Origin of the sequence: Acutalibacter muris (assembly GCF_002201475.1) — a bacterium.
GTDB classification, from domain to species: domain Bacteria; phylum Bacillota; class Clostridia; order Oscillospirales; family Acutalibacteraceae; genus Acutalibacter; species Acutalibacter muris.
The window spans coordinates 2,086,165-2,112,385 of the sequence record NZ_CP021422.1 but is presented as its reverse complement, the minus strand read 5'-3'; the positions used below and the strand labels follow the sequence as shown (position 1 = coordinate 2,112,385).

The 26,221-nt window shown below is 54.0% G+C and carries 26 protein-coding genes and 1 pseudogene; 6 read left to right on the top strand and 21 right to left on the bottom strand.

Going from position 1 to position 26,221, the window contains the following annotated elements; genetic code table 11:
- Nucleotides 1-445 precede the first annotated feature (445 nt).
- The 3 genes and pseudogenes from ADH66_RS21025 (at nucleotide 446) to ADH66_RS21755 (ending at nucleotide 1,298) form a co-directional block, all read left to right on the top strand.
- Nucleotides 446-961: pseudogene (locus ADH66_RS21025) on the top strand (IS66 family transposase).
- Nucleotides 927-1,106 (top strand): IS66 family transposase, encoded by a 180-nt coding sequence (locus tag ADH66_RS21760; RefSeq protein WP_084384541.1) that lies wholly within the window; start codon nucleotides 927-929, stop codon nucleotides 1,104-1,106. Before ADH66_RS21025 ends, ADH66_RS21760 begins: the two are co-directional and overlap by 35 nt.
- A gap of 6 nt (nucleotides 1,107-1,112) precedes the next feature.
- Nucleotides 1,113-1,298, top strand: a complete 186-nt coding sequence (locus tag ADH66_RS21755) for a transposase domain-containing protein (RefSeq protein ID WP_084384542.1) — start codon at nucleotides 1,113-1,115, stop codon at nucleotides 1,296-1,298.
- Nucleotides 1,299-1,713: 415 nt separating this feature from the next.
- Here the strand turns inward: ADH66_RS21755 and ADH66_RS10765 are convergent, their stop codons facing one another.
- Complete coding sequence (locus ADH66_RS10765; RefSeq protein ID WP_066540981.1) at nucleotides 1,714-2,331, bottom strand: Fic/DOC family protein; 618 nt, start codon at nucleotides 2,329-2,331, stop codon at nucleotides 1,714-1,716.
- On the bottom strand, nucleotides 2,331-2,495 hold the full coding sequence (locus ADH66_RS20030; RefSeq protein ID WP_157130711.1) for an antitoxin VbhA family protein: 165 nt from the start codon (nucleotides 2,493-2,495) through the stop codon (nucleotides 2,331-2,333). The genes ADH66_RS10765 and ADH66_RS20030 overlap by 1 nt, the downstream gene beginning before the upstream one ends.
- Before the next feature lie 296 nt (nucleotides 2,496-2,791).
- Here ADH66_RS20030 and ADH66_RS10760 point away from each other — a divergent pair, with 296 nt between their 5' ends.
- The gene (locus tag ADH66_RS10760) at nucleotides 2,792-3,076 is read left to right on the top strand and encodes a DUF6809 family protein (protein WP_066540983.1); all 285 of its coding nucleotides are present in this window, start codon (nucleotides 2,792-2,794) and stop codon (nucleotides 3,074-3,076) included.
- 766 nt (nucleotides 3,077-3,842) lie between these two features.
- Here the strand turns inward: ADH66_RS10760 and ADH66_RS10755 are convergent.
- The 8 genes from ADH66_RS10755 to ADH66_RS10725 all read right to left on the bottom strand — a co-directional run bounded on the left by ADH66_RS10755 (nucleotide 3,843) and on the right by ADH66_RS10725 (nucleotide 11,764).
- Nucleotides 3,843-5,342 carry a recombinase family protein gene (locus ADH66_RS10755; protein WP_066540984.1) on the bottom strand — a complete coding sequence of 500 codons (1,500 nt, stop codon included), beginning with the start codon at nucleotides 5,340-5,342 and terminating at the stop codon, nucleotides 3,843-3,845.
- Nucleotides 5,343-5,416: 74 nt separating this feature from the next.
- The gene (locus tag ADH66_RS20650) at nucleotides 5,417-5,659 is read right to left on the bottom strand and encodes a hypothetical protein (RefSeq protein ID WP_207652980.1); all 243 of its coding nucleotides are present in this window, start codon (nucleotides 5,657-5,659) and stop codon (nucleotides 5,417-5,419) included.
- 115 nt (nucleotides 5,660-5,774) lie between these two features.
- On the bottom strand, nucleotides 5,775-6,323 hold the full coding sequence (locus ADH66_RS10750) for a hypothetical protein (protein WP_066540987.1): 549 nt from the start codon (nucleotides 6,321-6,323) through the stop codon (nucleotides 5,775-5,777).
- A 250-nt stretch (nucleotides 6,324-6,573) separates the two neighbouring features.
- The gene (locus ADH66_RS10745; RefSeq protein WP_066540989.1) at nucleotides 6,574-9,036 is read right to left on the bottom strand and encodes an ImmA/IrrE family metallo-endopeptidase; all 2,463 of its coding nucleotides are present in this window, start codon (nucleotides 9,034-9,036) and stop codon (nucleotides 6,574-6,576) included.
- 128 nt (nucleotides 9,037-9,164) lie between these two features.
- Nucleotides 9,165-10,001, bottom strand: a complete 837-nt coding sequence (locus ADH66_RS10740; protein WP_066540992.1) for a hypothetical protein — start codon at nucleotides 9,999-10,001, stop codon at nucleotides 9,165-9,167.
- Between the two features lie 301 nt (nucleotides 10,002-10,302).
- Nucleotides 10,303-11,157 carry a PcfJ domain-containing protein gene (locus ADH66_RS10735; RefSeq protein WP_066540993.1) on the bottom strand — a complete coding sequence of 285 codons (855 nt, stop codon included), beginning with the start codon at nucleotides 11,155-11,157 and terminating at the stop codon, nucleotides 10,303-10,305.
- The gene (locus ADH66_RS10730; protein WP_066540997.1) at nucleotides 11,157-11,444 is read right to left on the bottom strand and encodes a hypothetical protein; all 288 of its coding nucleotides are present in this window, start codon (nucleotides 11,442-11,444) and stop codon (nucleotides 11,157-11,159) included. Before ADH66_RS10730 ends, ADH66_RS10735 begins: the two co-directional genes overlap by 1 nt.
- An 11-nt stretch (nucleotides 11,445-11,455) precedes the next feature.
- On the bottom strand, nucleotides 11,456-11,764 hold the full coding sequence (locus ADH66_RS10725; RefSeq protein ID WP_066540998.1) for a hypothetical protein: 309 nt from the start codon (nucleotides 11,762-11,764) through the stop codon (nucleotides 11,456-11,458).
- A gap of 328 nt (nucleotides 11,765-12,092) precedes the next feature.
- Between ADH66_RS10725 and ADH66_RS20645 the strand changes: the two genes are divergently transcribed.
- The gene (locus tag ADH66_RS20645; RefSeq protein WP_088364431.1) at nucleotides 12,093-12,407 is read left to right on the top strand and encodes a hypothetical protein; all 315 of its coding nucleotides are present in this window, start codon (nucleotides 12,093-12,095) and stop codon (nucleotides 12,405-12,407) included.
- Nucleotides 12,408-13,012: 605 nt separating this feature from the next.
- Here the strand turns inward: ADH66_RS20645 and ADH66_RS10715 are convergent.
- From ADH66_RS10715 to ADH66_RS10665, 11 genes are all read right to left on the bottom strand, one after another.
- Entirely contained in the window at nucleotides 13,013-15,442 is a 2,430-nt protein-coding gene (locus ADH66_RS10715) for a hypothetical protein (RefSeq protein WP_066540999.1), read from the bottom strand.
- The gene (locus ADH66_RS10710) at nucleotides 15,408-17,531 is read right to left on the bottom strand and encodes a hypothetical protein (protein WP_066541000.1); all 2,124 of its coding nucleotides are present in this window, start codon (nucleotides 17,529-17,531) and stop codon (nucleotides 15,408-15,410) included. The genes ADH66_RS10715 and ADH66_RS10710 overlap by 35 nt, the downstream gene beginning before the upstream one ends.
- Nucleotides 17,509-18,480 carry a DUF3991 and TOPRIM domain-containing protein gene (locus ADH66_RS10705; RefSeq protein ID WP_236757016.1) on the bottom strand — a complete coding sequence of 324 codons (972 nt, stop codon included), beginning with the start codon at nucleotides 18,478-18,480 and terminating at the stop codon, nucleotides 17,509-17,511. The genes ADH66_RS10710 and ADH66_RS10705 overlap by 23 nt, the downstream gene beginning before the upstream one ends.
- Nucleotides 18,429-19,415 (bottom strand): hypothetical protein, encoded by a 987-nt coding sequence (locus tag ADH66_RS10700; protein WP_066541002.1) that lies wholly within the window; start codon nucleotides 19,413-19,415, stop codon nucleotides 18,429-18,431. Before ADH66_RS10700 ends, ADH66_RS10705 begins: the two co-directional genes overlap by 52 nt.
- Nucleotides 19,416-19,430: 15 nt before the next feature.
- Nucleotides 19,431-19,859, bottom strand: coding sequence for a hypothetical protein (locus ADH66_RS10695; RefSeq protein ID WP_066541004.1), 429 nt, complete (start codon nucleotides 19,857-19,859; stop codon nucleotides 19,431-19,433).
- Nucleotides 19,856-21,100, bottom strand: coding sequence for a VirD4-like conjugal transfer protein, CD1115 family (locus ADH66_RS10690; protein ID WP_157767209.1), 1,245 nt, complete (start codon nucleotides 21,098-21,100; stop codon nucleotides 19,856-19,858). The genes ADH66_RS10695 and ADH66_RS10690 overlap by 4 nt, the downstream gene beginning before the upstream one ends.
- 10 nt (nucleotides 21,101-21,110) lie before the next feature.
- Nucleotides 21,111-21,698: a ClpP family protease gene (locus ADH66_RS10685; RefSeq protein ID WP_066541011.1), complete on the bottom strand. Its 588-nt coding sequence runs from the start codon at nucleotides 21,696-21,698 to the stop codon at nucleotides 21,111-21,113.
- Between the two features lie 13 nt (nucleotides 21,699-21,711).
- The gene (locus ADH66_RS10680; RefSeq protein WP_066541014.1) at nucleotides 21,712-22,335 is read right to left on the bottom strand and encodes a hypothetical protein; all 624 of its coding nucleotides are present in this window, start codon (nucleotides 22,333-22,335) and stop codon (nucleotides 21,712-21,714) included.
- A 385-nt stretch (nucleotides 22,336-22,720) separates the two neighbouring features.
- Nucleotides 22,721-23,539 carry an Rpn family recombination-promoting nuclease/putative transposase gene (locus tag ADH66_RS10675; RefSeq protein ID WP_088364430.1) on the bottom strand — a complete coding sequence of 273 codons (819 nt, stop codon included), beginning with the start codon at nucleotides 23,537-23,539 and terminating at the stop codon, nucleotides 22,721-22,723.
- Between the two features lie 65 nt (nucleotides 23,540-23,604).
- Nucleotides 23,605-24,078: a hypothetical protein gene (locus ADH66_RS10670; protein WP_066541021.1), complete on the bottom strand. Its 474-nt coding sequence runs from the start codon at nucleotides 24,076-24,078 to the stop codon at nucleotides 23,605-23,607.
- Between the two features lie 17 nt (nucleotides 24,079-24,095).
- A complete protein-coding gene (locus ADH66_RS10665) occupies nucleotides 24,096-24,653 on the bottom strand; it encodes a hypothetical protein (protein ID WP_066541023.1) in 558 nt (185 codons plus the stop codon).
- 235 nt (nucleotides 24,654-24,888) lie between these two features.
- On the opposite strand from ADH66_RS10665, the gene ADH66_RS10660 reads away from it, so the two are divergent.
- Nucleotides 24,889-26,028: a tyrosine-type recombinase/integrase gene (locus ADH66_RS10660; protein ID WP_157130712.1), complete on the top strand. Its 1,140-nt coding sequence runs from the start codon at nucleotides 24,889-24,891 to the stop codon at nucleotides 26,026-26,028.
- Nucleotides 26,029-26,221: the final 193 nt, after the last annotated feature.

Below are 26,221 nucleotides of genomic sequence, written 5' to 3'. Positions count from 1 at the left end.
AAAATTGAACCTACGCAAGAAGTGGAAAAGCGGTAGAACAAAGGTGAGAAAAGCAAGAAGGGAAAGAGGATAAAGAGATGGGAGCAGATCGGGGAGCGGGGTCGGTGGAAACGTTTTACAGCAACCGTTGCCGCCAAGAGTACTATAGGAAGCAGAGGCAGGAAAAGCCGCGGGAGCAATGACGAGTAAAACAGTTTTGCCCAAATTGCGGATGGAATTTGAACTGGACTGGAGCTGCAAGACCCGGCGTTTTTGCAGTGAGGAGTGTCGGAAAGAATTGTGGAAAGAGTATCACAAGGCAAACCCACCCAAGGTACCGGGAGCGCGCAAATGTTGTAAACTGTGGGAAAGAATTTACCAACGATAGATGGTCTGGCGGGAAGTATTGTAGCCAGGATTGCTATTTGCATGCCATAGTGCAGACAAAGGAAGATCGAATCTGTGTATGGTTCGGAGAGCTTTTCAGCATTTACGCAAGGAACTTCTCTCTGACGAGATGCTCCACGCGAACGAGACCACACTGACTGTGCTAATGGAGGATGGCAGAAAGGCCACACAGAAAAACTATGTGTGGGTTTACCGGATCTCTGGAGACAGCAAAAGCTCGGTGGTGCTGTATGACTACCAGCTCAGCTAGGCGAAGGAACACGCTAAAAATTTCCTGACCGGTTTCTCTGGACTCCTCCACACCGATGGCTATAAGGCGAACCACTGCAAACTGCCGCCGGAAATAACGGCTGTAGGTTGCTGGGCCCACATGAGAAGGAAATTCACGGATACCCTAAAAACCCTGCCAAAAGAGGCAAAGGAAAAGCATCCTGCACAGACAGGTTTGCGTTATTGCAACAAATTATTTGAATTGGAGGCTGGGTATACGGTTTCTTTCCAGGAACAGTTTCAGGTAAGGAAAGAGCATTCTGTAACCCATAGCAGAGGAATTCTTCGCTTGGGCCAGAAATGAATATGACCATAATCCCGTGCCAAAGTCTGCCTATGGCGCGGCGCTGACTTATGCCGTGAAACAAAAAGACTGGTTAATGCATGTGTTCCTGGATGGACGCTTGGAACTGTCCAATAACCGTGCAGAACGGGGTGTTAGACCCTAGAACTGGCTGTTTTCCAATACGCCCAGAGGGGCCAGCGCCAGTGCGGCAGCCTACTCTATTGTAGAGACCGCGAAAGCCAACGGCCTGCGACCTTTTCGGTATTTCCAATTCTTGCTGGAGCGATTGCCTGTGGGAATCCCCATTGAAGATTGCCTGCCCCGGGAACAGGCGGCTCATACTTTGTGCAGATAGCCGGGCAGTTCATTTACCTTAATATTTCAAAGAGCGCTTCTTTTTTGAGAACCGCTCTTGTTTTTCTTCCCGTTACGAGGGTTCGAATCTATTTTACGCTTACATTCATCTACGAATTTGACTTTTGAAATCCGGCCCCTTTGGATGCAAAAAACCGCGCAACCGCGCGGTTTTTTGCCCAAATATCTTTTTGGTTTTCCTAGGATGGCAGGGGCAGAAGGACTTGAACCCTCGGCACGCGGTTTTGGAGTGGATGTGGAAAAGACATGAGCGGACATATAACAGCCAGTTTTCCGCACGGTTGAGCCGTTTGTGTTTCCAAAAAGGTGCTCAAAAAAATTTTTGATGATTTATTGATGATATCCGAAATTATCCCCGCAGAAAAGAGGGAATTACGCCTCGAAATCGAAGAAACTTATGTTAAGGAGAGGGTAAAATCTTCTCCTCCTGACAAGTTCTGTTGGAAAAGTCTAAAAAGGTTATCCCGAACTCCATTAGCTGACTGAATGGTAGCAATCATCAGTTCATCAGGATCAATAGCAGAGAAATCAATATCATATCCAGCATAGCGGATCAACTGAGAAATAAAAATACGTTGTGTTCGCCCATTTCCTTCGCGGAAAGGATGTAGCATATTGGTAACGTAATAAAAATCGACTATTGCATCGCAAAATGTATCAAACGAATAGCCTCTGAAAAAATCCTCTGATTTCAGCCGCGTGAAACAACTGTTTGCAATTTGCTCAATGTCCTTTGCTAACACAAAAACTGTACCTTTCTTAGAAATATCGATTGTGCGAATCGTACCAGCCCAATCATAAATATCTCCGAAAAGATGTTTGTGAATAGCTTTATAATGTTCAAAATTAAATGAACCCTTGATGGGTAAATGTTCCAGTTCAGCAGATTTTGCGAATGTAATGGCCGCTTCCATCTCGGCAAGCTGAGCGCTGTCGCGGATACCAAACTTATTGATCAGGCAAGTTGTACTCTCATAACAGTCATCGGTTAGTGTATCTAAATCATAAGCCATTAGGCAGGCACTCCAATTTTGTCTTTCGTCAGTAGGATATACTGCTCCATGCTGATTTCCCCCTGGAGAAACAGTTGGCACCACTCTCGGCTTTTCTCGTCAATGTTGAATCCTTCCATCTCAACCGAAGCTGCCGCAATTTCGATAGCTTTCTCAATAGACATGAAAATCCCTCCCGCTTGTAGTGTACCACAAAGTGGATGTTTATTCAAGTTGTTTTTTTCTCATAGATTTTTTTACTGATTTGATTTCCAAATCTACGGAAAGTCGAAACAGCAAATGCATAGCTCAAAATTTGAGCCGCAAAACAAAGAAAGAACTTTATTGACACAGGTAAAAAGCAAGTCGGATATTTCGGTAGTTTTCACGAAGAAAAAAGTCTGGACTTCCGCAGAGGTTTCGGGTATTGTGGTGGCAAAAGCAGAGAAAGAGTCTCTACCACCAAGGAGGAAATCATGAAATGAAAAGCGTAATCAGCAAGCTGTACAACGGTGAAATATTTCCAGCAGAAACTGTGGTGCCTACAGATAGCGGCTATCGTTCCAGTGTGAATAAGGTCGGTCAGGAAATCAATGGATTGCAGGAAGTGCTGACCAGAGAGCAATACGAAAAATTAGAAAACGTAATGGATATGAACGCAGAAATAGTCAACATGGAGAACAAAGCAATTTATGCAGAGGGTATCCGATTCGGGATCGAACTCATGATTGAGGTTTATAGGATGGATGAAAACGCAAGGCGTTGAAATTTGAGAAAGCCGTGGTAAGGGTTTGCGCCGAAAGACGCAGCCCTTTAGCTTTTCAGAGGGGTTGAGCTGTGTGAGAACCGTGTCAGGCACTTTAGAGAAACAGTTGAGGAAGTTAACGACCGTAGGAAAAGAACGCCGTGTAATGGCGTTTGTGAAAGCCGCGTTTGTTGAGCGTAATAACGTGGTCGCAGGAAAGCCAATATCCTGCACAAATAGCACAGATTCGCAGTCGTCCGATTTTCAAGCAGGAGAAAGAGTAGGGGTCGCGGTGCGTCCCCTACTCGATTCACAACGCCCGGCAACGCCGGTCGTTTCAAGGGATTCCAGGATTCTTAGTGCAAAATCACGATAGGGGTTGCTAATGCGGATTTGGAGTGAAAGGTGGGGTTGCTGTCGCGAAAAACGGCGGTATTGCGAGGAATTTCCAGGGGTTGCAAATGAAGTGTAAATGTCCTACAAAAATCCTCCCCTTTTGGGGAGGGCAGGCAGAGCGTTCGTCCGACGTTGTCGGACGGCACGATTACCGGGCAGTAGCCCGAACCCACTTTTGTAAGGGCAAGATACCTGGCTCAAAATTTGCGTTGCAAAACAAAGAATACGGCCTTTAGAAATCCGGAAATGCCAGAGCAAAAAGTAAGAAAAAAGTCAGTGGACTTTCGAAACAAGGTGTGGTATGTTGTGTTGTTGACGAAAGGAGGCTGACAAGCATGGCACAAAAGAAACTGCTTACGAATGGAAAACCTTTACAATCACTATGAAGTACTCAAATCTTCCACACAATCTCAACGGTATCTTTTGTAGCATTTACTTGAGCAATCAACAGGTCAACTACGCTTCTTTTGTCATCAATGGAAAGCTCCTCCCACTTTGAAAAATAGCCTGTGAGGGTTTTAATGTCCGTCGATGGCGTAGACGCAGTAATTTCACGGATTTCTTTTTGGATTTCCTTAAGCTCCGCATCCAAATTAGATGCTCTTTGATTGATGAGAGCCATTAGTGCACCATCAGCATGGACGACCTTCTCCAGGAGTGTATCTATATCTTTGCTTAATTGATGCTCTTTGATTCGGAGTTCATCCAATTTGGGATTTACCCTTGCTTTTGTGGAAGAAGTAAGGGTTTCAAAAGCTTTCAGCCTTTCACGTATTGCGTTCAAAACAAAACTTTCAAGCTCTGGTGCGCGTAGAGCGCCAAAACCTTCGCATCCCCGGGCATTCAGACGATAGCCGCACATAAAGTAGCGCACGCCATTCTTTTTGGAATATCGGATACTTAGGGCATGACCACATTTTCCACACTTAGCTTTACCAAGCAGCCAAGAGTTCTTAACCTTTGTGGGTATGCCAACATTTCTATTGTTGAGGCATTTCTTACGAGCCGCCAGCCATATGTCGGACGGAATGATTCCCTCGTGTGGAGCAAGCACCAGCGTTTGCCCTTCCAGCGACAGAGTTTTGCGCTTGGTCTCCTGGGTTTCATAAAGATAGCATCCATTGGTCCCGATAAAGTCGGAAGGGTCATTGACTATAATGGTCCCTTGGCCTTTATAGAACTCGTAAATATCCAGGTCGGCTCGAAGATATATCGGGTTTTTGACTATCTCGGCTATCCTTGTCCTGTTCCACCCTTTGTCTCGCCGGGTGCGAATCTTATTGTCGCCAAGGTACCTCATGATGTCTCCAAAAGAAACTTGTGGTTGGGCATACATCTGATAAATGACTTTGACAACTTCCGCCTCTTCCGGGGAAACTACATACCTGGAAGTCTTCACTCCATCAATAGCACACGGTTCAATGGAATATCCATAAGGGACAGGGCCACCCATAAAGAATCCGTGCTTGGAGCGGGAAGCATAGGCATCAGCTACTCGTTTTTGGATAGTTTCTCGTTCAAGCTGTGCAAAGACGATACAGATGTTCAGCATAGCCCGTCCCATAGGGGAGGATGTATCAAACTTCTCTGTGGTGGATACAAACTCCACGCCATATTTATGGAATTCTTCCATCATTGCGGTAAAGTCCAGAATAGAGCGGCTGATTCTGTCCAGCTTGTACACAATAACGCGTTTAATTTCCCCGCTTTTAATGTCGTTCATCATTCGCTGAAAATCCGGCCTGTCAGTGTTTTTTCCAGAGAAACCTCTATCGCTATAGTGCCTGTATTCTCCGCCTCTCGTTTCATATTGACAGAATTCCTTTTGGCTTTCAATGGAGATACTGTCAGCCCGGTCTACAGACTGTCGGGTGTAAATGGCGTCAAACATATTTCAATTAAACCCCTTCCAATTATTGAAAAGGGCTGCTAACGGTACGATTATACCGCAGCAGCGCCTTTTTTTCAACTCACATATTTTGTGAACACCTGATATAATCCTTGTTCGATTTCCGTATGAGCTTTCTCTTTCTCCCGCTTATCATATTGAGGAATGGAATTTACTAAAGTGATTTCTCTTCCATCAAGGATTGCGGTCGATGTCTTTTTAGAATATGTGATGTGTTGATGTTGTGTAAACGTTATATTATTTAGGTTCATTTGTATGTCACTTTCTGAAGATGGTGTTGTTTTGGCTGCGATTTTCAACAAATCCGTAATAAACACCTATGCTCACTTTATCCTCCTCCATAAGTCGTGCTATGGCCTGAGAGGAAAGGCACAGTATTGTCATCCGAAGCAAAGCCTCGGCTTTTTTCTCTTGTCATACGTCTTCCTCACTTTCTATTTCATCGAGAGATAAGTCGGACTGTACGCTCTTTTCAACCATTTTTTCGATGAAATTTGACAGTATCGCTTGCCTATCCATTAGGAAAATGTGCGCCCAGTTTTTGGCCTCCGGATGCGAGATGCAGTAGTACGGGTTTCCCCGAACCTGCAGCACGCCTTTTTCATATTGGGCTTCTGTGTATCCTATGATGTAGGCTGCAATTTCATCCTCACGCACCGCCTGTGGTTTGACCAGATACTCGTTGCAATAATGGATTTCCACTTCGCCAGTAATAAGTATCATGTCATTGACGTACTCGAACTCATCTGTTATTTCTTCTGCATGGAACTCCATTTCAACCTGGGTTTCATCCGGAAGGTTTAGGACATCCTCTATTGTAATGCCGACAAATTCTGGATTGTCGCTCAATCGGTAGAGTGCGAGCGCCGCTCGCTCAAGGGTAGTCCGTACAGACAACGAGCCAGTGCTGTTTACTCTGAAAACCCGCTTGGTGCCCGACCAGCCTACTAATATGTTTATCATATTAGTTGCTCCTTTCTGTTTGTTTTGTGTTGAACCGTGAACCCAAACCGGAGTGGGCCCTTATCCAGATGGGTTCTTTGTTCATTGGGGCAAGTATAATCCCATTTGGCGGATTTGACTATTCCCCTCTTATGCGGGTTTCTATATAAAAAACAAAAGAGTTTTATAGGTGAGTAACGAAAAAAATAGCGTGAAATTGGCAATATATTCCAACAACACGCTGCTTTTTAGTATATATTCTGTTGTAATTTTACCGTTCGAAATTGGCGGATTTATTTTTTGAGTTTTCCTCTATTTCCCTTTTATCAGAAAGCCCCTGTTCAATCGAGGCTATTAGTTTCTTACACTCAAAAATATTGTATGAACTGTACGACCTCAAAACAAAGTCATATGCCAGATGTTTCGGTGATACCGTCAGTGCAAATCCTGCCAATTCAATGAGCCTTCGGCTTAGTTCATACGGTAATTGAAGTCCTATACATAAGTAAACAACGGTATCCAATTGAATTGATTTTTTACTTTTGGGGGACAAACAATCTTGAAGTTTCCTTAAGGATACATCGCTCTTCTCTGAAAGTTTTTCTTGCGTCAAACCTCTCCATCTTCGCAAATTATCCAAAGCTGGCTTGAAGCTATGTAATTCTTTTAGCTTTTCGCTGATTAGTTGGATGTGTACTACGATTTCCTCAACAATATCGTCAACGATATCGTTCTTATTATTACCTGATGTGTTATCTTCCTTGGATGCAAACTTTGTCATAATGTTAACGATATTATCTTTTGTCTCTGTTTCGGCTCCGCTATATGCACCTTTGAGCGGAGACCAAACCTTTTCAGTCTCGCCTTTCCTGGTAGGGGAAGATATTGCCTTTTCTACCAACCTAAGTCTTACTTGGAGAGCGTCAATCCGGCACATTACCACGTCCAGATTAAGCGATTTCCACTCATCCTTCGTGCCGCCCCATACCGCCGCAAACTTCAAACAGCACTCATCCACATGAAGCCGCGCATATTCAGTCAGCATGGGCATACCGCCGCCCAGACCAAAGACATAGCGCGGGTCGTTCAGGCAGACATGGGATTCCACCACCGTGTACTCGCCGGATTGCAGGCACTTCCTCAGCTCCTCGCTCTCGTCATAAAGCTGTGCCAGTTCCACCGCACTGATAGTGAATGTCTGATTTTTCTCCAGCGCCCCCGGCGCAAAGGCGTAGGGCCTTAGATATCGGCCATCCACATACTCCAGCACGCCCCTGGCTTCCGGGTATCCCACTTCCAGCAAGCGTATCTTAACAGCCAGCTTTGATACTCCAAACAGGTCTGCTAACACCGCTATGACGGGAGGAAGCAGGTCGATAGTGGGCATATCCGGCGCACTTTGGCGCTGTAAACGAATCAGCTCCTTGGCCTTCTTTTTAAACGCTGGATACGGCATCTGTATCTTGGGGGCCAGGGCGTTGGCCTGCCATTCTATCCCTGGAAGGCGGTCTGTCACGCCTCCGGCCATGCCGCCATCCACCAGACAGGAGATAGGCTGTCTGCCGGCAATCAGTCTGGCTAAGTAATACGCCTTTCGGTGCCTGTGCCAGTGGAGGCATTCGTGGACAATTGTGTTGTTTATAGAGCCAATGGGACGCGTTTGGGACGCCTGTTCATCAACGATAATAGTACCCGCCCGGACGTTCTCCTGTACCATAGCGTCCTCGTTGGGGCGATAGAACGCGGCTTCGCAATCGTCCATAAATACCGCGCCAAACACCCTTTTTTCTTTTGAGAGGTGCCGGTACTGTATGGTAAGGCCCATCCTCTGGGCCAGCAAGTCCGGGTCAAGTACTTGCGGCGTATGGATGCACTGGCCGAACCCAAATTCCTTCAATACCTTCAAGGCATCCCGCTCAAGCTGCCTTTCCAAAACAAAGGGCAGAATTACTTCCATGGGGCTGTCCTCGCTGCGGGTGACCGCTTCTATAAAGATGGCGCCCACAGAAAAATCCTGTAGTGATTCTTCCAGGTTTGCATGGCATTTAAGGGTGAACCATTGCTGGTACACGTTTGTTTGCAGAGAGCCCTTTTTGCTGCGTTCCGTGGCGCTGATTTCTGCCGCCGCTACGATTTCAAAACCGATGTCCATGCCCGGCTTGTCCTCTGCGTTGCCAGCCCAAGTGATGTCTAAGCCGCGCAGGCTTGCACCCTCTGTCTTTTCCACCCATGGCGGGGAAGGCAGCCGCAAAGCGTCTGGATGGGCCGAAATATAGGCGCTCAAAGCTGCCTTAACTGCGTCCTGATGTGTATGTATGATAATGCCCCATATGCTATCGTCCTGATACCTTTTCTCCGGTTTGATACGTATCGTGCGCACTCGAAAATCATCCAACGCCATGTCTTTAGACAGCGTGCCAGAGCATGATACCACAAAGGTTTGGCGGCATTCCCAAATACAATCTGGTATCAGGGTTCCGTCAGTGTCATACCGAGGCCCGGTGATTATTACTGCCGAAAGTTCCACATCAAAACCAATCCGGCTTCCACTTTGCCATATGACCGGCGGGACGCCGCTGACAGTGACATTTTTCAATTTCGCGTACTCCACTGAGACCTCTTGCGGCACATGGAGATGCAGCCTTTCCGGATTGCTGAAGACGAAACTTTTTAGAATGGCCGTAATCTTATTGATGTGTTCATCTCTGAGCAGGGCTTCTGTGTTCAACACCATTCCTGACCTCCCGCGTATAGCTTGGTATACAAGCAATTATACACACAGGGGCGCAGTATGTCAACAAAAGGAGAACCCTCTGGAATCCCATCCAGAGGGCTCTTTTTCCTGCTTTGTTTTGCTGCCGGTTACGCGACGGCATCGCGGCTGTAATGGTACGTCTCGCAGCCGCATATTTCGGGGCACTCCGTGTCATTCCAATAATGGATGACAATCAGGCCCGGATACTTCCTGGCCAAGGCGTCCAAAACCTTATGGGGAATGCCTCCTTCCGTGGTAAATGCCAGATGCGCGGCATAGTCGAGGGTATAGACGCAGGAACAATTCTCCGGCCCGGCCGCAACGCCCCAAAGGTCTGCCAGGAATGCCTGGAAAGCCGGAGAATCAGGCCGGAAAGCCTGGCGGAACCGCTCCTTGCTGTCTTCCCACCTAGCCATACTTATGGTGTTCCCGCGCTCTTGCAGATAGGTTCTTTCGTGAGAAGCAATGAGCTCAAGGAAACTCTCCGGGTCATGGTGGCAGCTGGCAAAGGCTTCCTCCAAACACCAGAATGCCGCGAAGCCGGAAAACGGACGCGTAAGGTGGCAGAAGTAGTAGAACCCTTCCTCGGTAACATTGCGGAAGCCTTGCAGAAAAAGCTCCTTCCCGCGAAGATACGGGCCGGCTTTTACTTCCTTGTGCCTGTCCAGGTATTCCCGTTCTTCCCGCAGCATGGCTTTTGTGTCCAGCCCCTTGCCGGCAAGAAAGTCTTGCAGGAAATGCCTGGCCGCGTACCCGGCATATGGCTTCATATCGGGCACATCCACCGGCAAATGGGCCGGCGCAGGCAGAATGCTGGCAAAGTCCAGCCGGGAGTTTCCGACTACGTTTTCTTTGACCGCTCTACGCACCTGGGTGACCCTGCCTGTGAGTTCAAGCCGGCTTTCCATAGTGTGGAAACCCGTGGCATCACATTCGACTGCCATAGGGCATCACTCCTTTTTTATAAATATTCAGAAAAGAGAAACCCGTTCTGCACATTGCACCAAACGATGAAAGCGTGTGGGCCATATGCCCGGCTTGCCCCTTCTGTTGTGCAATCTCGTTATTTTTTACAGGGTATAATCCCTTTTCTGTAGTTATATTATACCATAAACCGGCTCGCTTGTCAAAGGTCGGAACACTTTTCCAGGGAACAGGAAGTTCCGCTGCTGACGCATTAAGTCGTACATATATGCAAAATGTTCATAATTTTTTAACATTTAATTTTGCAAACTTTTGCAAAATTTATGCGGCTTCTCGCCGTATGTCCATACTCTTCCACCGAAGAATCTTCCTGCAAAACCCTTCCGTAAACGCCCGCACCTCTTTGGGCGCGGAGCAGTCCCCAAAGCCGTACAGCTGGATAATCCGCCCGGTGTCCGTGTCGATTTCAGCGGTAAAGTAGGGCTTGTCAGGGGCCGAAACTTTGCGGATAAAGAACACCATCTGATGGCCCAGGATGTGCCTTTCAAAGTAGGCTTGCCCGCCCACACAGTGATTCAGGCACTGGCCCTCGGTGGTCAGGTCGCTTCGCTTCATGGGGTAGACCACGCGGTAGCTGTCATTGGCGTATTCCTGGGCCCACCAGTACAGGCCCTCGTCAACGGCCTGCTGGAAGCGTTCGTTGTCCGGCCTGGACTTCAGCTCGTTCACCCGCGCCGCCAGCAGGTCATGGCGCTCTTTCAGGTCCCGAGGCTCCAGGATGGCCCGCTGGCTCATGTCGCTTTTCAGGCTCTGGGCCATGTCGAGATAGTCCCGGTAGAGCCGCAGGAAGTAGGGGAGCTTGTTGCGCCGCATCCGGCCGGTGGAAGCCTCTTTCTGGGCCCGCACGTACCGCAGGGAGCGGCCTATGCCGTTGAAACGGGCAATTCTCTCCAACAGAATCAGGCAATCGCCGTCCAGACGCTGGGCGCACAGCTGGCGTAAATCCTCGGGGCCGGCGTTCCGCTGGGCAGCTATGGTCTTTATTTCCTGGAAGCTGGCCTGGCTCTCCCGCATGGCGGGAAGGAAGTGCTTGCCCAGCCCGGTCAGCTCCGGCAGGTTCTTCGCGCTGGCATCCGGCAGATTCCCCGCCGCAAGGACCGGCAGTCCGGCCTTCATCAGGTACTCGGCCTGGGGGATATTCTTGAGATTGTCCAGCAGACGGCGGAAGGAGATAGGGCGGCGCAGTCCCGCAAGGGGTGCTGGAGGCGGGTAATATAGTTCTTACCGTCGGAGTAAAAGCGGTACAGGAGTTCCCGCTTGCGGCTGTATACGTCTACGGCCAGCACATCGCCGCAGCGCCCGGCGTGGTGGACAGTGGCGCCGGCGCAGAACTCCACCTGTTTTGGCAGGCGCTTGGGAGCGGGCGACAGAGGCAGGGCGGCCAGAATCTTCTTAATCAGCATAGATTTCCTCCTTAGAATAGCGACAATTGGATGCTCTCGGGTTTGGCCGGGGCGGGCTTTGGAGCCGGAGCAGGCGCTGCCTTTTTGGCGGACACCTTCGGCGCGGGCTTCTCCGGGAGTTTCGCCATTTCTTCCTCGGAGGGGGCCGCGCCGTTTATCTCAATGTCCATCAGGAACCGGACGTCGGCGTTGGGGAAGTATGCCCGCACGATGCCGCGGTACACGTCAATGTCCGACACGCAGTTACCGGTGCCCTTCATGACTTCCGCGCAGCAGTCAGAGAGGGTGCGCCTGGTCTTGTAGACTACTTCTGCAAACAATGGCGATTCCTCACAGAAGTGGCACAGCTGGGAGGCGGCGAACTGGGCCCTTGCCCTTAAAACCGAAACGATTGGCAGCTTTATCGTTTCGGCTGTGGCGGCTGTGCCGCTTCAGGGCACCCTAAGAACAGTCCGGGGGACTGTTCTTAGGGCAAGCGTAGCGCAGTAAAAGCCTCGGAGCGAAGCGGAGAGGTTGCCCGCCAATGGCGGGCAACGGCGTCGGCTATGCCGACCGTCACCCCGCAGGGGTGGCGTCGCCGCTTTTATGCCCTTTTTCCCTTTTTGGTCTTCTCGCGGGCCATAAGGCCCCGGAAGGCCAAGTTGGCCCATGAATAGCGGCATTTCGGGCGGTGACAAGCTGCAAAATTTGGCCAAAATTTTGTCATCCGCTGTCACCGTTGTCATCGGCGCCGCGAAAATTCCTCGTTTCATGGGCCTTCTGTGTCCTGTGTTGTCACCGCGAATTCGTAAAAAAAACGCGCCGGTGATAAGTCAAAAAATTGGGAGCAATCGCCCCGGCATTGCGACGGATAGTCGTGAGGGGCCCTCGTCCCGTTCGCAGCCTCGGGCAGTTTGCAAAACTGCAAAGCAGGCGGAGGCGTGCTGCGGGGTTGCAGGCGAGCAGCTTTGGATAGTTTGCTGATGGGCTGAGAACCTTGACGCGAGTTCCCACCCCTGGCTGTCGCTGGAATGGGGCCGCTGGCTCCCTATAAAAAAGAGGGCTCCCGGATGGGAGTCCTCTTAACATTCGTAAGCAGGCTTCAGCTTGGGCATTGGCGGGCAGGACAGAGGCAGGGATGACAACCGTGCGACCATGGTGCGACAGGTTGTGGGACATGGAAGCATATTGCCAGAAAAGGAAAGCTGGAAGTTTGTCGCACTGTCTCACCTATTTTTGAAAACTTTTAAAAGTAAGGAAAAATAGGTAGGGTTACAGTATTGGGAAAAAGTTTTTTTGGCAGGCTGCGACGGTGCGACAATGCGACAGCCAATCCGCATATCATGGCTCTGCTGTTATCATCCTCCCCCTTTGTCCAAAGCCCGCATTGGGGGGCTGCCTCGGCGCTGGCCCATTCGTGGGCCTTTTAGGGGTCATTTTTGGCCCTTTTAGGGGCCAATTTTGGGCTGAAAGTACCCGTGGCCCATTCGTGGGTCTTTTAGGGGCCATTTTTGGCCCATTTCGGGTCCACTTTTGGGCCAAAAAAAGAAGCAGCCCCAGCCAAGTTCTGGCCGGGACTGCTCTGCGTGTTAGCTTTGAATCAGGAACCTGTTGGCCTGGTAGCTGCCCTCCTTGGAGACCGCTGCCTCCCCGTCCAGGCTGTCCAGGTACTGCGCCCCGCCTTTGGACTTGGAAATGAAGATATGCAGCCGGGTCTGGGTGAAGCCCTGGGGACTGTAGTCCGCGTAATCCTGGCTGAGTACCAGCAGGATGCCCAGCTCTTCCGCCTTGCGCTTTGCCAGTTCTACCAGCGCCTGTGCCGCCTGTGTTTTGGCCTCCGGCCCTAGGCCGCTGATATATGGCCGTTCCAGGAATAGGGTCATCTGCTCGCGCTCCTGCTGGCCGGTTCCCCCAGCCTCCAGGTCCACAAAGGTCAGGCTGCCGCCCCCGGCGCTGGTCCTGCGGCACTTGGTCAGCCGCAGGAATGCCCGGCCCACGATACGTCCGTCCAGGCGGGCATACAGCACCTTCTTATTGCTGTCAAAGGCCGAGAGCAGGCACTTTCTGTACATGCCGTCCAAGTAGGACAGGCAGGTCCGCTGGGGCTGGCAGCCCAGGAGCATGGTGTCAAAGAAGCCGTCATGCTCCCCGGCCTCCATGCCGCCAACCGTCACAGCAAGATTCTCCGGCCACTGGCTCTTAACCCGGCTGGGGATATTCATGTCCAGCTCCCGCCGCAGGTCGCCCTCATGGTACTTCACTTCCCGCAGGCGGCCCATCAGCTCGGCCTTTACCACCCGCAGGTACGCTTCCTGGTGGGCTTCGTCCAAGCAGCGCATATACGCGCTGGCAATAGCCGCACCGTCCTGACTCAAGAATCCGGCAATACTTTCTCTGTGCTGTTCTATGAAATCAGCAGTCAGGCCCATGGTCTGGGCCAATGAGCGCCAGTCACCGTCTACCTCCATAAGACGCGCCTTGAACCCGTCCATAGTCTGAAACTGCCCCAGGGCATCCAGGCTGCGCAGGGCAAGCAGGACGTCGCTGCGGCTCTCCATGCCCGGCAGCAGGTGCCGAACGCCGTCCAAGTGGACCAGCAGCCGCGCCGTGTCCGCCGGGGACAGGCCGTCAATATGGCTGAACAGTTCCTGCCTCCACACGCTTAGCGGCTTTTGGTCCAGCAGGGCGGCGAGAGCGTCTATTGAACCGGCGGCAATATCTCTAAGCGCCTCCCGCTTGCACACTTCCTTGAACACCCGCAGCCTATAGTCCTGGCTTTCCGATTTCAAGGCGTGATAAAAGTCCAAATAAGGCTTCCGGACGCCGTACAGCGCCCGCAGCTCGGGGAATGTGTAACGCCTGCCGGGGACAAGGTGCTGGATATCCAGCTTTGCCCTGCGCATCCAGGCACAGCAGGCCAGGTCTTTGGCAGAAAGTTGGTTGAGGTTGAAGTGCTCCCGGTAGAGCTGCCCTTGCAGTAGGAAGGAGTAAGCCGGCAGGTCAAGGAACGCCCCCGGGTTCCCATCTACCAGACGGATGAAATGAGCCTTGCCGTTGGCCATGGCGTAGAGCAGGACGTCCTCCAGGTGCTGGGGGAGGGCGGCGAGGTCCAGGTTCTTGAACTTTACGCCGGAAATCAGATTGACATAGCCGCTGTAGCTGCAAAGGGCCTTTTCCCAATCCATATCCCCATGCAGGGCCGTGCGCCGGACCATCTGGCCCAGGGCGTTCAGAGAGCAGCCGTCGTGCTGCCAATGGTCCAGAAACCGGGCGGCGGCAGCGGGAAGCAGCTTGTCCGTCAGGCGGGCCAACAGGCGGATGTGCTCCCCCGGAGCCTCCGCAAAGCGGGCATACTCCGGCATACCCAGGTTTTCTTTAATTTGCAGGTTGTGCAGAAGCCAGGGTATCTTCCGCAGGTCCGGGCAGCGTTCCAGCAGCTCCCACACCTCGCGAAACGGCGAACTGCTGAACAGGGTGCTGCCAGGCACGTAAGGCTCCAAAAGCTGGTCCTGCTGCTGGCGGGTAAGCTTCACGGGCACATCCCGGCATTGGCGCAGGCTGTTAATGACCGTGTCGCGCTGTTTATAGGGCAGCACCATGGAGGCAAAGTTTTCCAGGTAGACCAGCCGGGCGTTGGGTTCCAGGCCGTCATATACCAGACACTCTACCAGTTCTTTCAGGCCATAGCGGGTAACAGCAACTCCGTGTTCCTGGCAGGAGGCCAGCAGGCTGTCCAAGCGGTCAAGTTGCCCCTGCTCCAGCAGCGGCAGAAGCCGCGCCAGATACCGGGCAAAGTCCTGCCTTTGAATCAGTTCCCGCTGTATGTGCGGGCCCATGGCCGCGTCCCCGGGGAGTTCCCGCGCCACGCGGCCGCAGGCTTCCCCCAGCTGGGGAAGGCCATACTCTTTCAGCCAGTCCAGCGATAAGTGACGTTCGTTTAAGTCCAAAATGGCGGCGGCCCGCTCTTTTATCCGTTTTCCCAGGTCAGCAGGCCGGACACATTGCGCTGTCATTGTCATGCTCAAAATCCTCCTTTATTTTTTGAATCTGCTCCTGTACATCCGGCCACTCTATGGCATTGTTTTTCAAAAGCAGGGCGTAGACAGCCAGCAGGGCGGTCAGTTCCTCATGTTCCAGCTGGCCAGCAGCCAGCCGGCTGGGAAGCCCCTCGCGGGCGATGCGGCAGGCCAGAGATTGCTTACTGTGGTAGTCGCGGTAGCTCTCCAGAAATTTGAGAACGCCCTGCCAGTTTTCCGCGCTGGTATACCTATCCCGCATAGCTTGCAGTTCTTCCCGCTTTTTCCGCTCCTCTGCCTCCTGCTTCCTGGCGGCGATTGCAGCGCGGTCAGCCTGCTGTTCTTGCTCTGTCAGATACCGTGATTTGAGTTCCCGGACAACATAATCTGGGACCTGTACCCGGCTGATTGCCAGGTCGAATAGTTCCCGCTGTTCCGCCGGGGAGAGCAGCTCCGGCGCGAACCCGTCCCGCAGGATTTCCGACACAAGGCCGGCGTATTTTTCCGGCTCGTAGCAGAAGCAGTAGTCCTGCAGCCAGTCCAGCAGCTGCCGGTGGCCGTCTATGTCCAGAAAATCACGCTTCAGGTGCAGGGACTCCGAGCGGGAGTAATAGCTATAGTTAGGACGATATAGACTTTCCTTAAAATCCCTGTGCTCCCAGTTCCAGAAGCGCTTCAAGCCGGGCATACCGTACTCGGAGAAGAATTTCTCATAGAACCGGTATGCCTGCGCGGTGGATATGCCTTTCAGGTATCGCCGGATATTGCCCATAGCGTCCGGGCTTTTGACATTCCCCTCGCTGTCCAGGCTTTCCTGGAAGCAGGCCCATAGGTCAACGAGGCCGTTGTTCACCAGTAGGGAAAAACAGGAACTGTACGCTTCTCCGGTACAGGCGGTTTTGTAATCGCCGCCGGTGAGCTGGTCGTAGCGCGTTATCCGGGCTGTTAAGTCCTCCGGAGAAAGACCGCTGTGCAGGTCCCGCTCAAAAAGGCCCTTGTATTTGTCCTGGTCCATAGAACCTGCCAGGGAATCCCACTTGGAGTCCAGGATGTCGAAGCCGTCCAGGGCCGGGTGCCCTATCCCCGCCAATTTTGTGAACCAGGCGAAAGTGGCAGGCTCCTGGATTCGCGCCCCCTCTTTGAGAGCGTCTGCAAGGGTCCCGCAGCCATAGCACTTGATGCGGAACCGGCTGTACTTACGAAAGAGCCATTCAAGGGCCGGGTACACTTCCTCCGGGAGAGGGACAGGCTGGCCCAGAGCCGTCTGGAACAGCCCCACCACGATTTTCTCCGTCACCAGGGAGTCAGGGCCCAGCTTGCTCTCTGGGGCCAGCGCCGCCTGCATATTCAGGCAGGCGATTTCCAGGGGCGTGTAGCCGTGGGATTCCAGCACAATATAAGGCTTGCTCCCCGGCTTGACATTCGAGGCGGGCAGGGCACATATGGCCCGGAACAGGGCCGTGTCCTTGCCCCGCAGGGTCTTGACGTGGGGTGCGGCATGGGCAATCAGCCAGGCGAACAGGCGCATATTGCCTATGGCGGGCACAGTGCGTCCGCTCCCCAGCAAAACGGACAGCTGAGGGCGTAAGGCGCGCTCGGCCTGGGCGAAGTCCGGCAGGACGCTCATGGCGAAGAGCAGTTCCTCGGTCTTGGCGCACTGTGTACCCAGTAAAATCCTCTCCCAAAGGCCGGCGTCCTTTTCGTCCTCCAGCAGATAGCGGGCGGCGGTCAGGTAGATATCGCCCCGGAACTCCTCCCGCACTTTCCGCATGAAGTCCACCCGCTGGGGGCCGACGAACATTTCATCTGTCAGCAGGTCTTTCACATAGCCAAGGGCCAGGGCAATAGCCCGCAGGTCGGGGAGGGCCATGCCAAAGCGGGATTCGTAGCGTTCCAGCAGCTCGCCCAGGTAGAGGAAGCCGTACTTGTCCTGGAGGCCGCTGGCATTGGCGGTATTATCGTAAAACAGGCAGCGCTCTTTTACAAACTCCCTCTGGGCGTGGCTGGCCCCGGCTGTTTCCAGCACAAAGGCGATAATATCATTGAGCAGGCTGGTGTTGACCTCTCCCTCATAAATTTTCAGTTGCGTCATTCTGTCCTCCTTGTTGCAGCCGCAAACGCAGCCAGTCGTTATAGTCTTTCCCCTGCGGGGGCGGCAGGTCGTAGAGCGCGTACCGGCCCCGCAGACAGTCCATGATACATTCCGCAGCCCTGCGCCCTGGGGGGTCGTTGTCCAGGTGCAGGCCGATTTTCCGGATGCCTCTCTCGTCATGCAGAAACTGCCCGAGAGCGGGGGGCAGGCCGTTTCCCGATACCCCGCCCAAAGACAGCAGGTGGTCCCGCCGCCAGAATCTTCCGTCCAGCGTTTCCAGGGCGGCATAGGACAACAGGTCGACGGCCCCCTCAAACACATGGAGCGCCGCGCTGTCAGCGGCCCGGACGCGGAACGCGAACCGCTTGTCGCTGCCCCTGGCCTCGCCCTTAAAGCTGGAGTTCACCCCTCTTAGGGCGGCATACCGGGGCTGCCCCCGGGCGTCAAAGCCTACGAACACGGCGTTGTGATAGGGCAGGCTCTCATAGAGCAGGCCAGTCCGCAGGCAGTAGTCAATTATGGCTTGGCCGATACCGCGTTTCAGCAGGTACGCGGCTGCACGTTCACTGGACGGGCTTGGGTTTGGCAAAGCTAACTTGCGCTCATGATTTCTGGGCGCAAAAAAAGACGGCATACCTGCCGCCTTTCCATGAAGCCGCTCCATAGCTGTCGTGAACGGCAGATTCTTAACCTTGATAAGATAGTCCAGCGCCGAGCAGCCGCCAAAGCCCTGGGAGAACCAGTACCACTTGCCGTTGCTGATACGCAGGGAATCGTGCTCTTTGGTGCAGAACACCCCCGGCGAGACCCGGCGCAGGTTGTCCGGCTCGTAACGCTGTAGATAGTCCAGCAGGCCGATTCCCCGGACATCCATAATCGCATCTTTGCCGTAGTACATCATGCCGGGATGGCGGCGGGGGCGGGCTGAATGAAGCCAGCCGCCAGCCATTGGTCGAAGTCCTTGCGGGATACCGGGACAGGCTCCTGTTCAGGCAAGTCGATAAAGCTGTACAGGATGGACTCCGCGTCGCTGCCCACAACGGCAAGCTCCCACCCGCCTTGCAGGGTGTAGCGCTTCTCTGGGACAGGCTGGAGTAATGCGGGCTTTGGAACGGCTGGGGCACGCTCTGCCTCGGCCGGCGCGGCCTGCATCCTCCGCACGGCTTTGGCAATCACGGACAGGCACATGGCGGCGGTTTCTGTCACGGCGCTGCCCAGAATCGTCAGGGTAGACGGAGTGTTGAAGTCCAGCAAGCCGTAAAAGTCCTCGTCTATGAAATGTGGCGAGGGGTCAAGCCCGCACCTTGACAGAAGCATATAGCCCACGCTGTTCTCTATCATGGTGCGGTAGGCGGCAAGCAGGTTATCGCTGTCCAGCTCTTCCAGCAGACTGCCGGGGCTATGGGCGGCCAGGTCATCTAAGCGGTCGTCCAGGGTGCAGGCGACCGTCTTTCTGGCAGCGGCAAGCAGGGTTTCGGCAAAGCCAGAGGCGTCCTCCAGCTTGCCGAGGTAAGACTCCAGAGCCTTACCTATCCCCTTTTGATTTTCCGGCCGGACGTGCCAGAGCAGGACCGGTCTGGACTCATCCGTTTCCCTGGTGTCGGCTATGTCGTAATAGTATACCAGCTTCTTCCCCCGGCCCTCCGGCACAGGGACGCCGTGGCAGCCCTTCTTGGCAGGACGCCCGTACACGGCCTCCCAGTCGCTGGATTTCATCAGGGCGGCAGCGTCCGGGCGCTGGGCATAGGCCAGCACCTGGGCCGGGAAGGGCAGCTTAAAGCTCCGGCTGGCAAAGGCCAGAAACTTCCGCCACTCCTGCACATCCAGCAGTTTTTTCATGGTCTGGCGGCTGAGGGCGCGGAGTGAATCATAGGCAGCGGGCATAGCAGGGCCTCCTTTCTACATAATCTCGGATTTATACGCGGTGTAGCTGTACCCATCTTCCGGCACTTCCTCCACCCACAATTTGCAGGCACTGTTCCCGCCGAAACGCTCCCAGGCGGTGCTTTCAGCCGATTCCCGGCTATCCGCAAAGACCACCCCGCACCTGCGCCCAATGGCGATGCCTGTCCGCATGACACAGATTGTCATGCAGAAGAAATAGGGCTTGAGCGTGGGGGTGTTCCCCTCCAGCGCGTGGCGGGCCCGGGCGAGCAGGTCCAGCTTGACGGCGGTAATGCTGTCAAAGTAGTGGCCCCAGCAGTAATCGTTCCCGGCTTTGCACTCCCAGGTAACAAATTGCTTGCCGTTTTCTTGCTCTCCCAGCACGAACTCCACATCCCCGACATGAACTGAATCTGTAATTGTGTAGCCTGCGTTTGTCCTCATGCAATTGCCTCCTCTTGGTCAGTTTTTTCGTAGCCCCGGCGCTCATGACAGCGCCGGTGGCTGTATAGGTCGAATTTCCTGGTGAGCCTCGGCTGCTCTCCCCGGGCGAACAGCCACGCGCTGTCCAGGGGCATAGACAGCATCGTGCCGGTGCTGCGGTTGGCCTTGAGGCCCATGTACCGGGCGGTCTCCACGTCCTGTCCGCCCAGGTACAGGCAATGGTCGCAGTTGTTGATGATGGTCATAGCCGCCGCGTGGCCGTACATACTCTCCAGCTGGGAAATGCTCTGCAAAATCACGCTGGCGGAGATATCTCGGGAACGGACAACGGACAGTATCTTGTCAAAGTCCGGGATGCGGGCGTTGGCGGCAAAGTCGTCCAGGATGAAGCGTACCGGGACGTTCAGACGGTGGGCGGGATTGTGGTCCGCTTCATCGCAGAGGACGTGCAGGGCCTGGGTGTAAAACAGGTTTGCCAGCCGGTCCATGGAGCGGTCGGTATCGCTGACGCCGAGAAACACGGCGGTCTTTTCCCGGCCCAGCCGGGCAAGGCCGATTTTGTCCGGGTTGTGGAACATGGCCCTGGCCCCCGCATAGTCCAGCGGGGCCAGCTTTTCCGCCAGGAACATGAGCACGCAGGCGTTGGTACGGTCGGCCTTTTCGCCGTCCCGGCAAATAGAGTAGCGGCGCGCGGCGAAGGAGTCCGGGTCCAGGACGGCAAGCTCGTCCATCAGCTTCGAGAGCCTGCCCGTGCCAATCTCCCGGGAGAGGCGTACCACGGAGTCCATGGTGTGCTCCTCTTCCGGCAGGCTCTCCAGCACATAGCCAATGATGCTCTCCAGGTAAATCCGGGCGGAAAACTCCCAGAACGGGTCCCGGGGCGTCTCGATGGGGATAAGGGCGGCGGAGACAGCCATAATGTCCTGTTCGTTGTGGCGGTTGGTCTTGGGGTCCAGACGGATGTAGTCCAGGGGGTTGTAGCCGCTGGACGGGCCTCCGCAAAGGTCAAGGGAGAGCACCTTATAGCCATTTTGACGAAGTACGGCCTCGGTCTCGGCCCGCAGGCTGTTCTTGGTGTCAGCCACGATAAAGCTCTCGCTGCATTGCAGGATGTTGGGCAGCACGTACCCCCGGGTCTTGCCCGCTCCGCTGGGGCCGACAATCAGGTCGTTGTTGTTCAGCCCCGTGGCGTGGGAGTTATTGTCTGCGAGGCAGTCTTGGGACAGGATTCTATAGCTCATGGTTTCCACCTCACATTTCTTCCACGATGTAGTCAGCCAGGCCGAAGCCGACAGCCTCCTGGGCGTTGAAATAGGTATCTTTTGCGGTACAGGCGAAAATCTCATCCAGAGGGCGCCCGGTGTGCTTCGCCAGAATCCCGGCTGTGATTTGCCGGGTCTCCATCAGGTTCCTGCTCAAGCTGTCGATGGTTAGGGCGCTGCCATTTATACCTGTAGTCAGCGGGTCGTGAATCATGATTTTCCCGTGGGGTAAAATCCCCCGCTCTGTGCCGCTGGCAAACAGGATAGCGGCCATGCTGGCGGCAGTACCCACGCAGACGGTGCGGACGGGGCACTTGACAGCCCGCATCACGTCATAGAGCGCCAGCCCGCTGGCAACCTCGCCGCCCGGGCTGTTGATATAGACCGTGATGGGGGCCGCAGAGTCAGACTTCTGTAAGTATCTCAGCTGCAAAATGATGGAATAGGCCGACTCCTGGGTGATTTCGCCGACAAGTTCGATTTCCCGCTCTTTGAACAGTTCATCCTGCAAGCTGTGGGCTGTGGCGCCCTCGCTGGTTTCGGTCAGAATATTGGGCATGGTGTAAAATGGATTCATAGCAAAAACCTCCTTATATCATGGTGAATGGCAGGACCAGCAGGTAGTGGCGGATGCAGGCGACCGCAGCGGCTTCCAGTTCCCCGGCCAGGTGCAGCGCCTCGCCGGTTTGGATTTTCCCCTCGTCCTCCGGCACATAATGAACGGCAATATTTTCATGGATGAAGCGGGAGAAATCCATAGGCTTGCCGCCGGTCATCCCCTCCACGGCCAGGGCCATGGCCTGGGTGCGCAGGGCGAGTATGCGCCTCTTGAGATGGCTGTCGGGTGCTTTCAGGCGCTCGGACAGGGGGAGGCGCTGGTTACTGGCTGGGGCAGACGCAGGCCGGCAGTCGGCAAAGGCGCGGCCCAGCAGCGCGATGGCGTCCACGAACATACCCGAGCCGCTGCCGCCAGGGAACGGGGCCTCACACAGCTCCTGTATGGCCCGGGACATTTGCCGGTAGGTGATGACTGCCCCATCGTCTGGGTCCAGGCTGAGAATCCGCTGCATCTGCTCCCACTGTTTCCCCTCCGGGAAGAAGCCGTAGGCCGGGGCGCTGCCCCAGCTTTGGAGGATTTTAGGCAGTACGGTAGGGTCACTGCAACCCGTTTCCTCCAGGGTCTGTAGGCGGGTATCAAGGGATATGCGGCTCATGGCAGGTCACTCCTTTCAGGTGAAATTACGGCATGGCGGCTCCTGGCATCGGGACGATGCGGCTTTGGACAAAGGGGAGGATGATAACACCAGAGCCATGATATGCGGATTGGCTGTCGCATTGTCGCACCGTCGTAGCCTGTCAAAAAACTTTTTTCCAATACTATACACTACCTATTTTTCCTTACCTTTAAAAGTTTTCAAAAATAGGTGAGACAGTGCGACAAACTTTCAGCTTTCCTTTCCTGGCAATATGTTTCCATGTCCCACAACCTGTCGCACCATGGTCGCACGGTTGTCGTCCCTGCGACTGTCCTGCCCTGGGCAAATAAAACAGGAGGCAGGTCCAGTTGACCTGCCTCCCATCACTTTTCTGCTGTGCTTGTTACTCGTCCAGCATCTTCCGGTACTTTGGCCGGTCACTGGCTGGGACATTAAGCAAATCCATTGCCTTGTCCGCTGGAATATCAAGGTTCTCCATTAGAGCCTTGAGGTTGGCAAACAGTTTGCTTTCTTCCCCCTCCTGCCGGCCTTCCCACTTCATATCCTGCAATTTCATAGCCAGCGTCATATAAGTCCCCTCCATTTCTTCATCGGTTTTCACAGCCTCCACCGCCTGCTCTATCTGGGCCACATAGCCCGAGCGAACGTCCAGCGGCCTGCCTCTGTAGCCCGCGTCAATGTAGCGCAGAAAGTCCAGCACCTCAGCGCTGCTGTTGCCCTCTGTGAAGCTGGCGTTGAGGATGTAGGCATGGGAGCCGTCGTCGTAGGCAATATCCTCCGCGCCTTCTATCACGGACCTGCGCCTGTATACCGCCAGCCCGCGCTTGTAGTAATCGTCCGTGCAGATAAAGATAACAAAGCTCTGACGCAGCTCCCGGTAGCTTTCCGCTGATTTCAGGGTCCTGCGGTCAATGCTGCTCTGGTAATAGCGGATGCGCTTTTCCAGGCCATAGCTGGCCCCGGTCTGCATCTCCACGTCATACTGGGTGCGGCTCTCGTCCTCCAGGCACACGTCCAGACGCACGCCGTGAAGGGCCGCGCCGTCTGTCAGCTCTTTCTGCTTGTCTACCGCCGTGATGCTGCCAATCTTCTTGCCCAGCAGGGCCTCTAAAAAGGGCTTTGCGTTCTCCGGGCGGCGCATGACCTCCCCGAACATAAAGTCGTCCGCCAGCGTCAGCTCATGGAACGGCTTGATTGCCATGGGTATCACCTTCTTTACTATTAGTATATTCTTTTTTTCAGGGATTTGCAAGGGCTTTGGCTGTATCAGGCTGCATTTTCCTCCAGGCCGCCGGGCTCAAGACGCCAAAGCTCGTCCGTCAGGTCCTTTAGTGTGCAGGTCACGCGGGGGCACCTCTCTGGAGACTCGGCGGGCAGGATTTCAATGCCCAGCGCCAGCACCTTTCGGTAGACATTCTCACAGCAGAAGTATCCGCCCCGGCTGTCGTTTCTCAAGTGGGACAGGAAGAAGTTATTGTGGTCCACGCCAGCGCGGCGGATGCCGAAAATCTCCACGGTATAGTAAGGCTCTGTGACAGGACGGGGTTCCAGCTGCTTGCGAACCATATCCCAGCTGATAATGAAATCGCTGGCGAAGCGCTCACAGAAGCGGCCCACGTCTTGGATAAGACGCGTGATAATGCTGGACAGGTTTAAATTGTCCAGGGTTCCGGTCTCCGTGCAGAGTATATGCTCACACTGCTCGAAGTTGCGGACGATAATCTGTGGGGTAGGTTGCAAAGGTTTTCCTCCTTCCATCAGGCCAGCAGGCTCTTGCCGGTGGGTTCCATAACGCGGTGGGGTATCCTCTTGACTTCCGTGTACTCGCCAGGGGCATAGTGCTCTAACATGAAAATGAAGCCCTCCCGCAGCCGGTCGCAGGTCTTGTCAAAATCCTGGACCAGCTCCACCCGGCCGCGCAGGTCCTGCATATCCCAGCCGGCAAAGTCCTCGTACATGTCGATGGAGCGGCCGGGATAAAGTGAGTAAGTGCCGTCCTCGTTTGCCTGGGCCTCGTACAGCACCAGGTAGCCGCTGCTGCGGCCGTTGAAGCCGATATGGTAGCCGGTGCGCTGGTAAAAGTCCGAGACAGTACGGGCAAAGAATATGTCCCAATCGGGGGCCTCAACCTCGCCGCTAGCCACGTCATAGGCCAGGTCTTGCAGCTCGCCGGGGATATCCAGGTTTTGGATTTTGACATTGTTGGCGTAGGACGTGAAGCAGTTCAATGAGTTCATGGTGTTGTAGCGGTAGTGGCGGGCCAGGAAGCCGGTCATGGCTGCCCGGCTGCGTTTGTTTACTTTCTGGTAGAACATGGCGTTCCTCCTTTGCGCCCGTAAGGGGGTGGGATTTTTCTAAGGAACGCCTGGCATCGGGAGATGCAAAGGAGGAGCCTGCCCGGGTGGGCAAACTCCTTTTTTGGGGATAGTGTGGAAGCGGGTGTTAGCGGCCCTTTTCAGCTTTTTTGATATTTTCAGACAACTTCATAGTGAATGTAATGGCAAAGCCTTTAAGAGAACCGACGACCGCTGGGACGGCACAGTTTGGTATATGGACGAGAAAGGGGAGCGCAAGCGCAAATCGTTCTCCGGTACTACCAAGGCAGAAGTCACCAAGAAGATGACAGACTACGTTGCTGCTTTCAATGATGCCTTGCAGGAGTCGGACGAGTCCCGCAGAACACTCAAGGAGAGCATGACCCACTGGCTCCAGGTGTTCAAATTTCCCTCAGTGGAGCGCACTACTTACGACCGCTGTGAATGTACGGTAGAACACCAGATTTTTCCTTTGCTTGGAGAGAAAGTAGTGGGCGACATCACCGCCGCCGACCTCAAGGAAGTGCTGAACCACTGGACGGTGGAGGGGTATGCTTACACCACCGTAAAGAAAGTTTACATCGTCCTCAACGAGTATTTCCGTTATCTGACCCAGCAGGAAATCCTCGCAAAGAATCCCATGAACAGCGTTCCCATGATAAAGAAATCTAACTTCATGGCGGCGCAAAACAAAGAGGACTTACCCACGCAAGAAACCGTCACGGTGTTCACGCCGGAAGAAATTGAGAAATTCAAAATTGAGGCATTCAGCAAATTCAGCAACGGCAGGCCCAAGTACCAGCAGCCAGCGGCTTACAGCCTCATGTTGAACACAGGACTAAGGACAGGTGAACTGCTGGGCTTGCTCAACAGCGACATCGACCTGGAGCATAAGTTCCTGGAGGTACGCCAGAACGTGAAAGAGGTGTGCAGGAGGGATGGGGTAGAGTACACACCCGGCAGAGAGGTAAAGGTAGGCAAGACAAAAACGGCCACCAGTAAGCGCCGTGTGCCCCTGAATGGGGCCGCAGTCGAGGCGGTAAGGGAGTTACGCCAGGAACGCGACTTCGGCCCCACAGCGCCCCTCGTGAGCGACGAGAAGGGCGACTACACCCGCCCGGTCAACTTCCGCAAGAGGTACTACAGAATTCTCAGGGCAGCGGGGATAGAGCAGAAGGGTCTCCATAGTCTCAGACACACTTTTGGAAGTTCGCTGGTGAACGGCATCCGCCAGCCAGACGGAACCCTCATGGCACTCTCGCCTCGTCAGGTGGCAGACCTCCTGGGCCACAGCACATCACAGATCACCGAGATGTACTACGTCAAAAAAGACACCACCCGGCTGCAAGGAATCACAGACGGGTTCAATTTTTAGCCAGAGCAGGCCGATGCCACCGAACAAGCCCCGAAATTTTGATGATTTATTGATGATGTGCCAGACGGAAAGGTTAGAAACGGATACGACCAGATACGAAAAAACAGCAAAATACACGCCCCTGGGGGCGGCAATCCAGACCGCATCCCACCACCTCAAAACACGAGAAAAGCCCGGGATTCCAAGGAATTCC

What these genes read in the sequence shown, in the direction of transcription:
- ADH66_RS10765 (WP_066540981.1), bottom strand. Translation starts at nt 2,331, where the DNA reads ATGGCTTATGATTTAGATACACTAACCGATGACTGTTATGAGAGTACA.
- ADH66_RS20030 (WP_157130711.1), bottom strand. Translation starts at nt 2,495, where the DNA reads ATGTCTATTGAGAAAGCTATCGAAATTGCGGCAGCTTCGGTTGAGATG.
- ADH66_RS10760 (WP_066540983.1), top strand. Translation starts at nt 2,792, where the DNA reads ATGAAAAGCGTAATCAGCAAGCTGTACAACGGTGAAATATTTCCAGCA.
- ADH66_RS10755 (WP_066540984.1), bottom strand. Translation starts at nt 5,342, where the DNA reads ATGTTTGACGCCATTTACACCCGACAGTCTGTAGACCGGGCTGACAGT.
- ADH66_RS10750 (WP_066540987.1), bottom strand. Translation starts at nt 6,323, where the DNA reads ATGATAAACATATTAGTAGGCTGGTCGGGCACCAAGCGGGTTTTCAGA.
- ADH66_RS10745 (WP_066540989.1), bottom strand. Translation starts at nt 9,036, where the DNA reads ATGGTGTTGAACACAGAAGCCCTGCTCAGAGATGAACACATCAATAAG.
- ADH66_RS10740 (WP_066540992.1), bottom strand. Translation starts at nt 10,001, where the DNA reads ATGGCAGTCGAATGTGATGCCACGGGTTTCCACACTATGGAAAGCCGG.
- ADH66_RS10735 (WP_066540993.1), bottom strand. Translation starts at nt 11,157, where the DNA reads ATGAAGGCCGGACTGCCGGTCCTTGCGGCGGGGAATCTGCCGGATGCC.
- ADH66_RS10730 (WP_066540997.1), bottom strand. Translation starts at nt 11,444, where the DNA reads ATGCTGATTAAGAAGATTCTGGCCGCCCTGCCTCTGTCGCCCGCTCCC.
- ADH66_RS20645 (WP_088364431.1), top strand. Translation starts at nt 12,093, where the DNA reads ATGAATAGCGGCATTTCGGGCGGTGACAAGCTGCAAAATTTGGCCAAA.
- ADH66_RS10715 (WP_066540999.1), bottom strand. Translation starts at nt 15,442, where the DNA reads ATGACAATGACAGCGCAATGTGTCCGGCCTGCTGACCTGGGAAAACGG.
- ADH66_RS10710 (WP_066541000.1), bottom strand. Translation starts at nt 17,531, where the DNA reads ATGACGCAACTGAAAATTTATGAGGGAGAGGTCAACACCAGCCTGCTC.
- ADH66_RS10705 (WP_236757016.1), bottom strand. Translation starts at nt 18,480, where the DNA reads ATGGCTGGCGGCTGGCTTCATTCAGCCCGCCCCCGCCGCCATCCCGGC.
- ADH66_RS10700 (WP_066541002.1), bottom strand. Translation starts at nt 19,415, where the DNA reads ATGCCCGCTGCCTATGATTCACTCCGCGCCCTCAGCCGCCAGACCATG.
- ADH66_RS10695 (WP_066541004.1), bottom strand. Translation starts at nt 19,859, where the DNA reads ATGAGGACAAACGCAGGCTACACAATTACAGATTCAGTTCATGTCGGG.
- ADH66_RS10690 (WP_157767209.1), bottom strand. Translation starts at nt 21,100, where the DNA reads ATGAGCTATAGAATCCTGTCCCAAGACTGCCTCGCAGACAATAACTCC.
- ADH66_RS10685 (WP_066541011.1), bottom strand. Translation starts at nt 21,698, where the DNA reads ATGAATCCATTTTACACCATGCCCAATATTCTGACCGAAACCAGCGAG.
- ADH66_RS10680 (WP_066541014.1), bottom strand. Translation starts at nt 22,335, where the DNA reads ATGAGCCGCATATCCCTTGATACCCGCCTACAGACCCTGGAGGAAACG.
- ADH66_RS10675 (WP_088364430.1), bottom strand. Translation starts at nt 23,539, where the DNA reads ATGGCAATCAAGCCGTTCCATGAGCTGACGCTGGCGGACGACTTTATG.
- ADH66_RS10665 (WP_066541023.1), bottom strand. Translation starts at nt 24,653, where the DNA reads ATGTTCTACCAGAAAGTAAACAAACGCAGCCGGGCAGCCATGACCGGC.
- ADH66_RS10660 (WP_157130712.1), top strand. Translation starts at nt 24,889, where the DNA reads ATGGACGAGAAAGGGGAGCGCAAGCGCAAATCGTTCTCCGGTACTACC.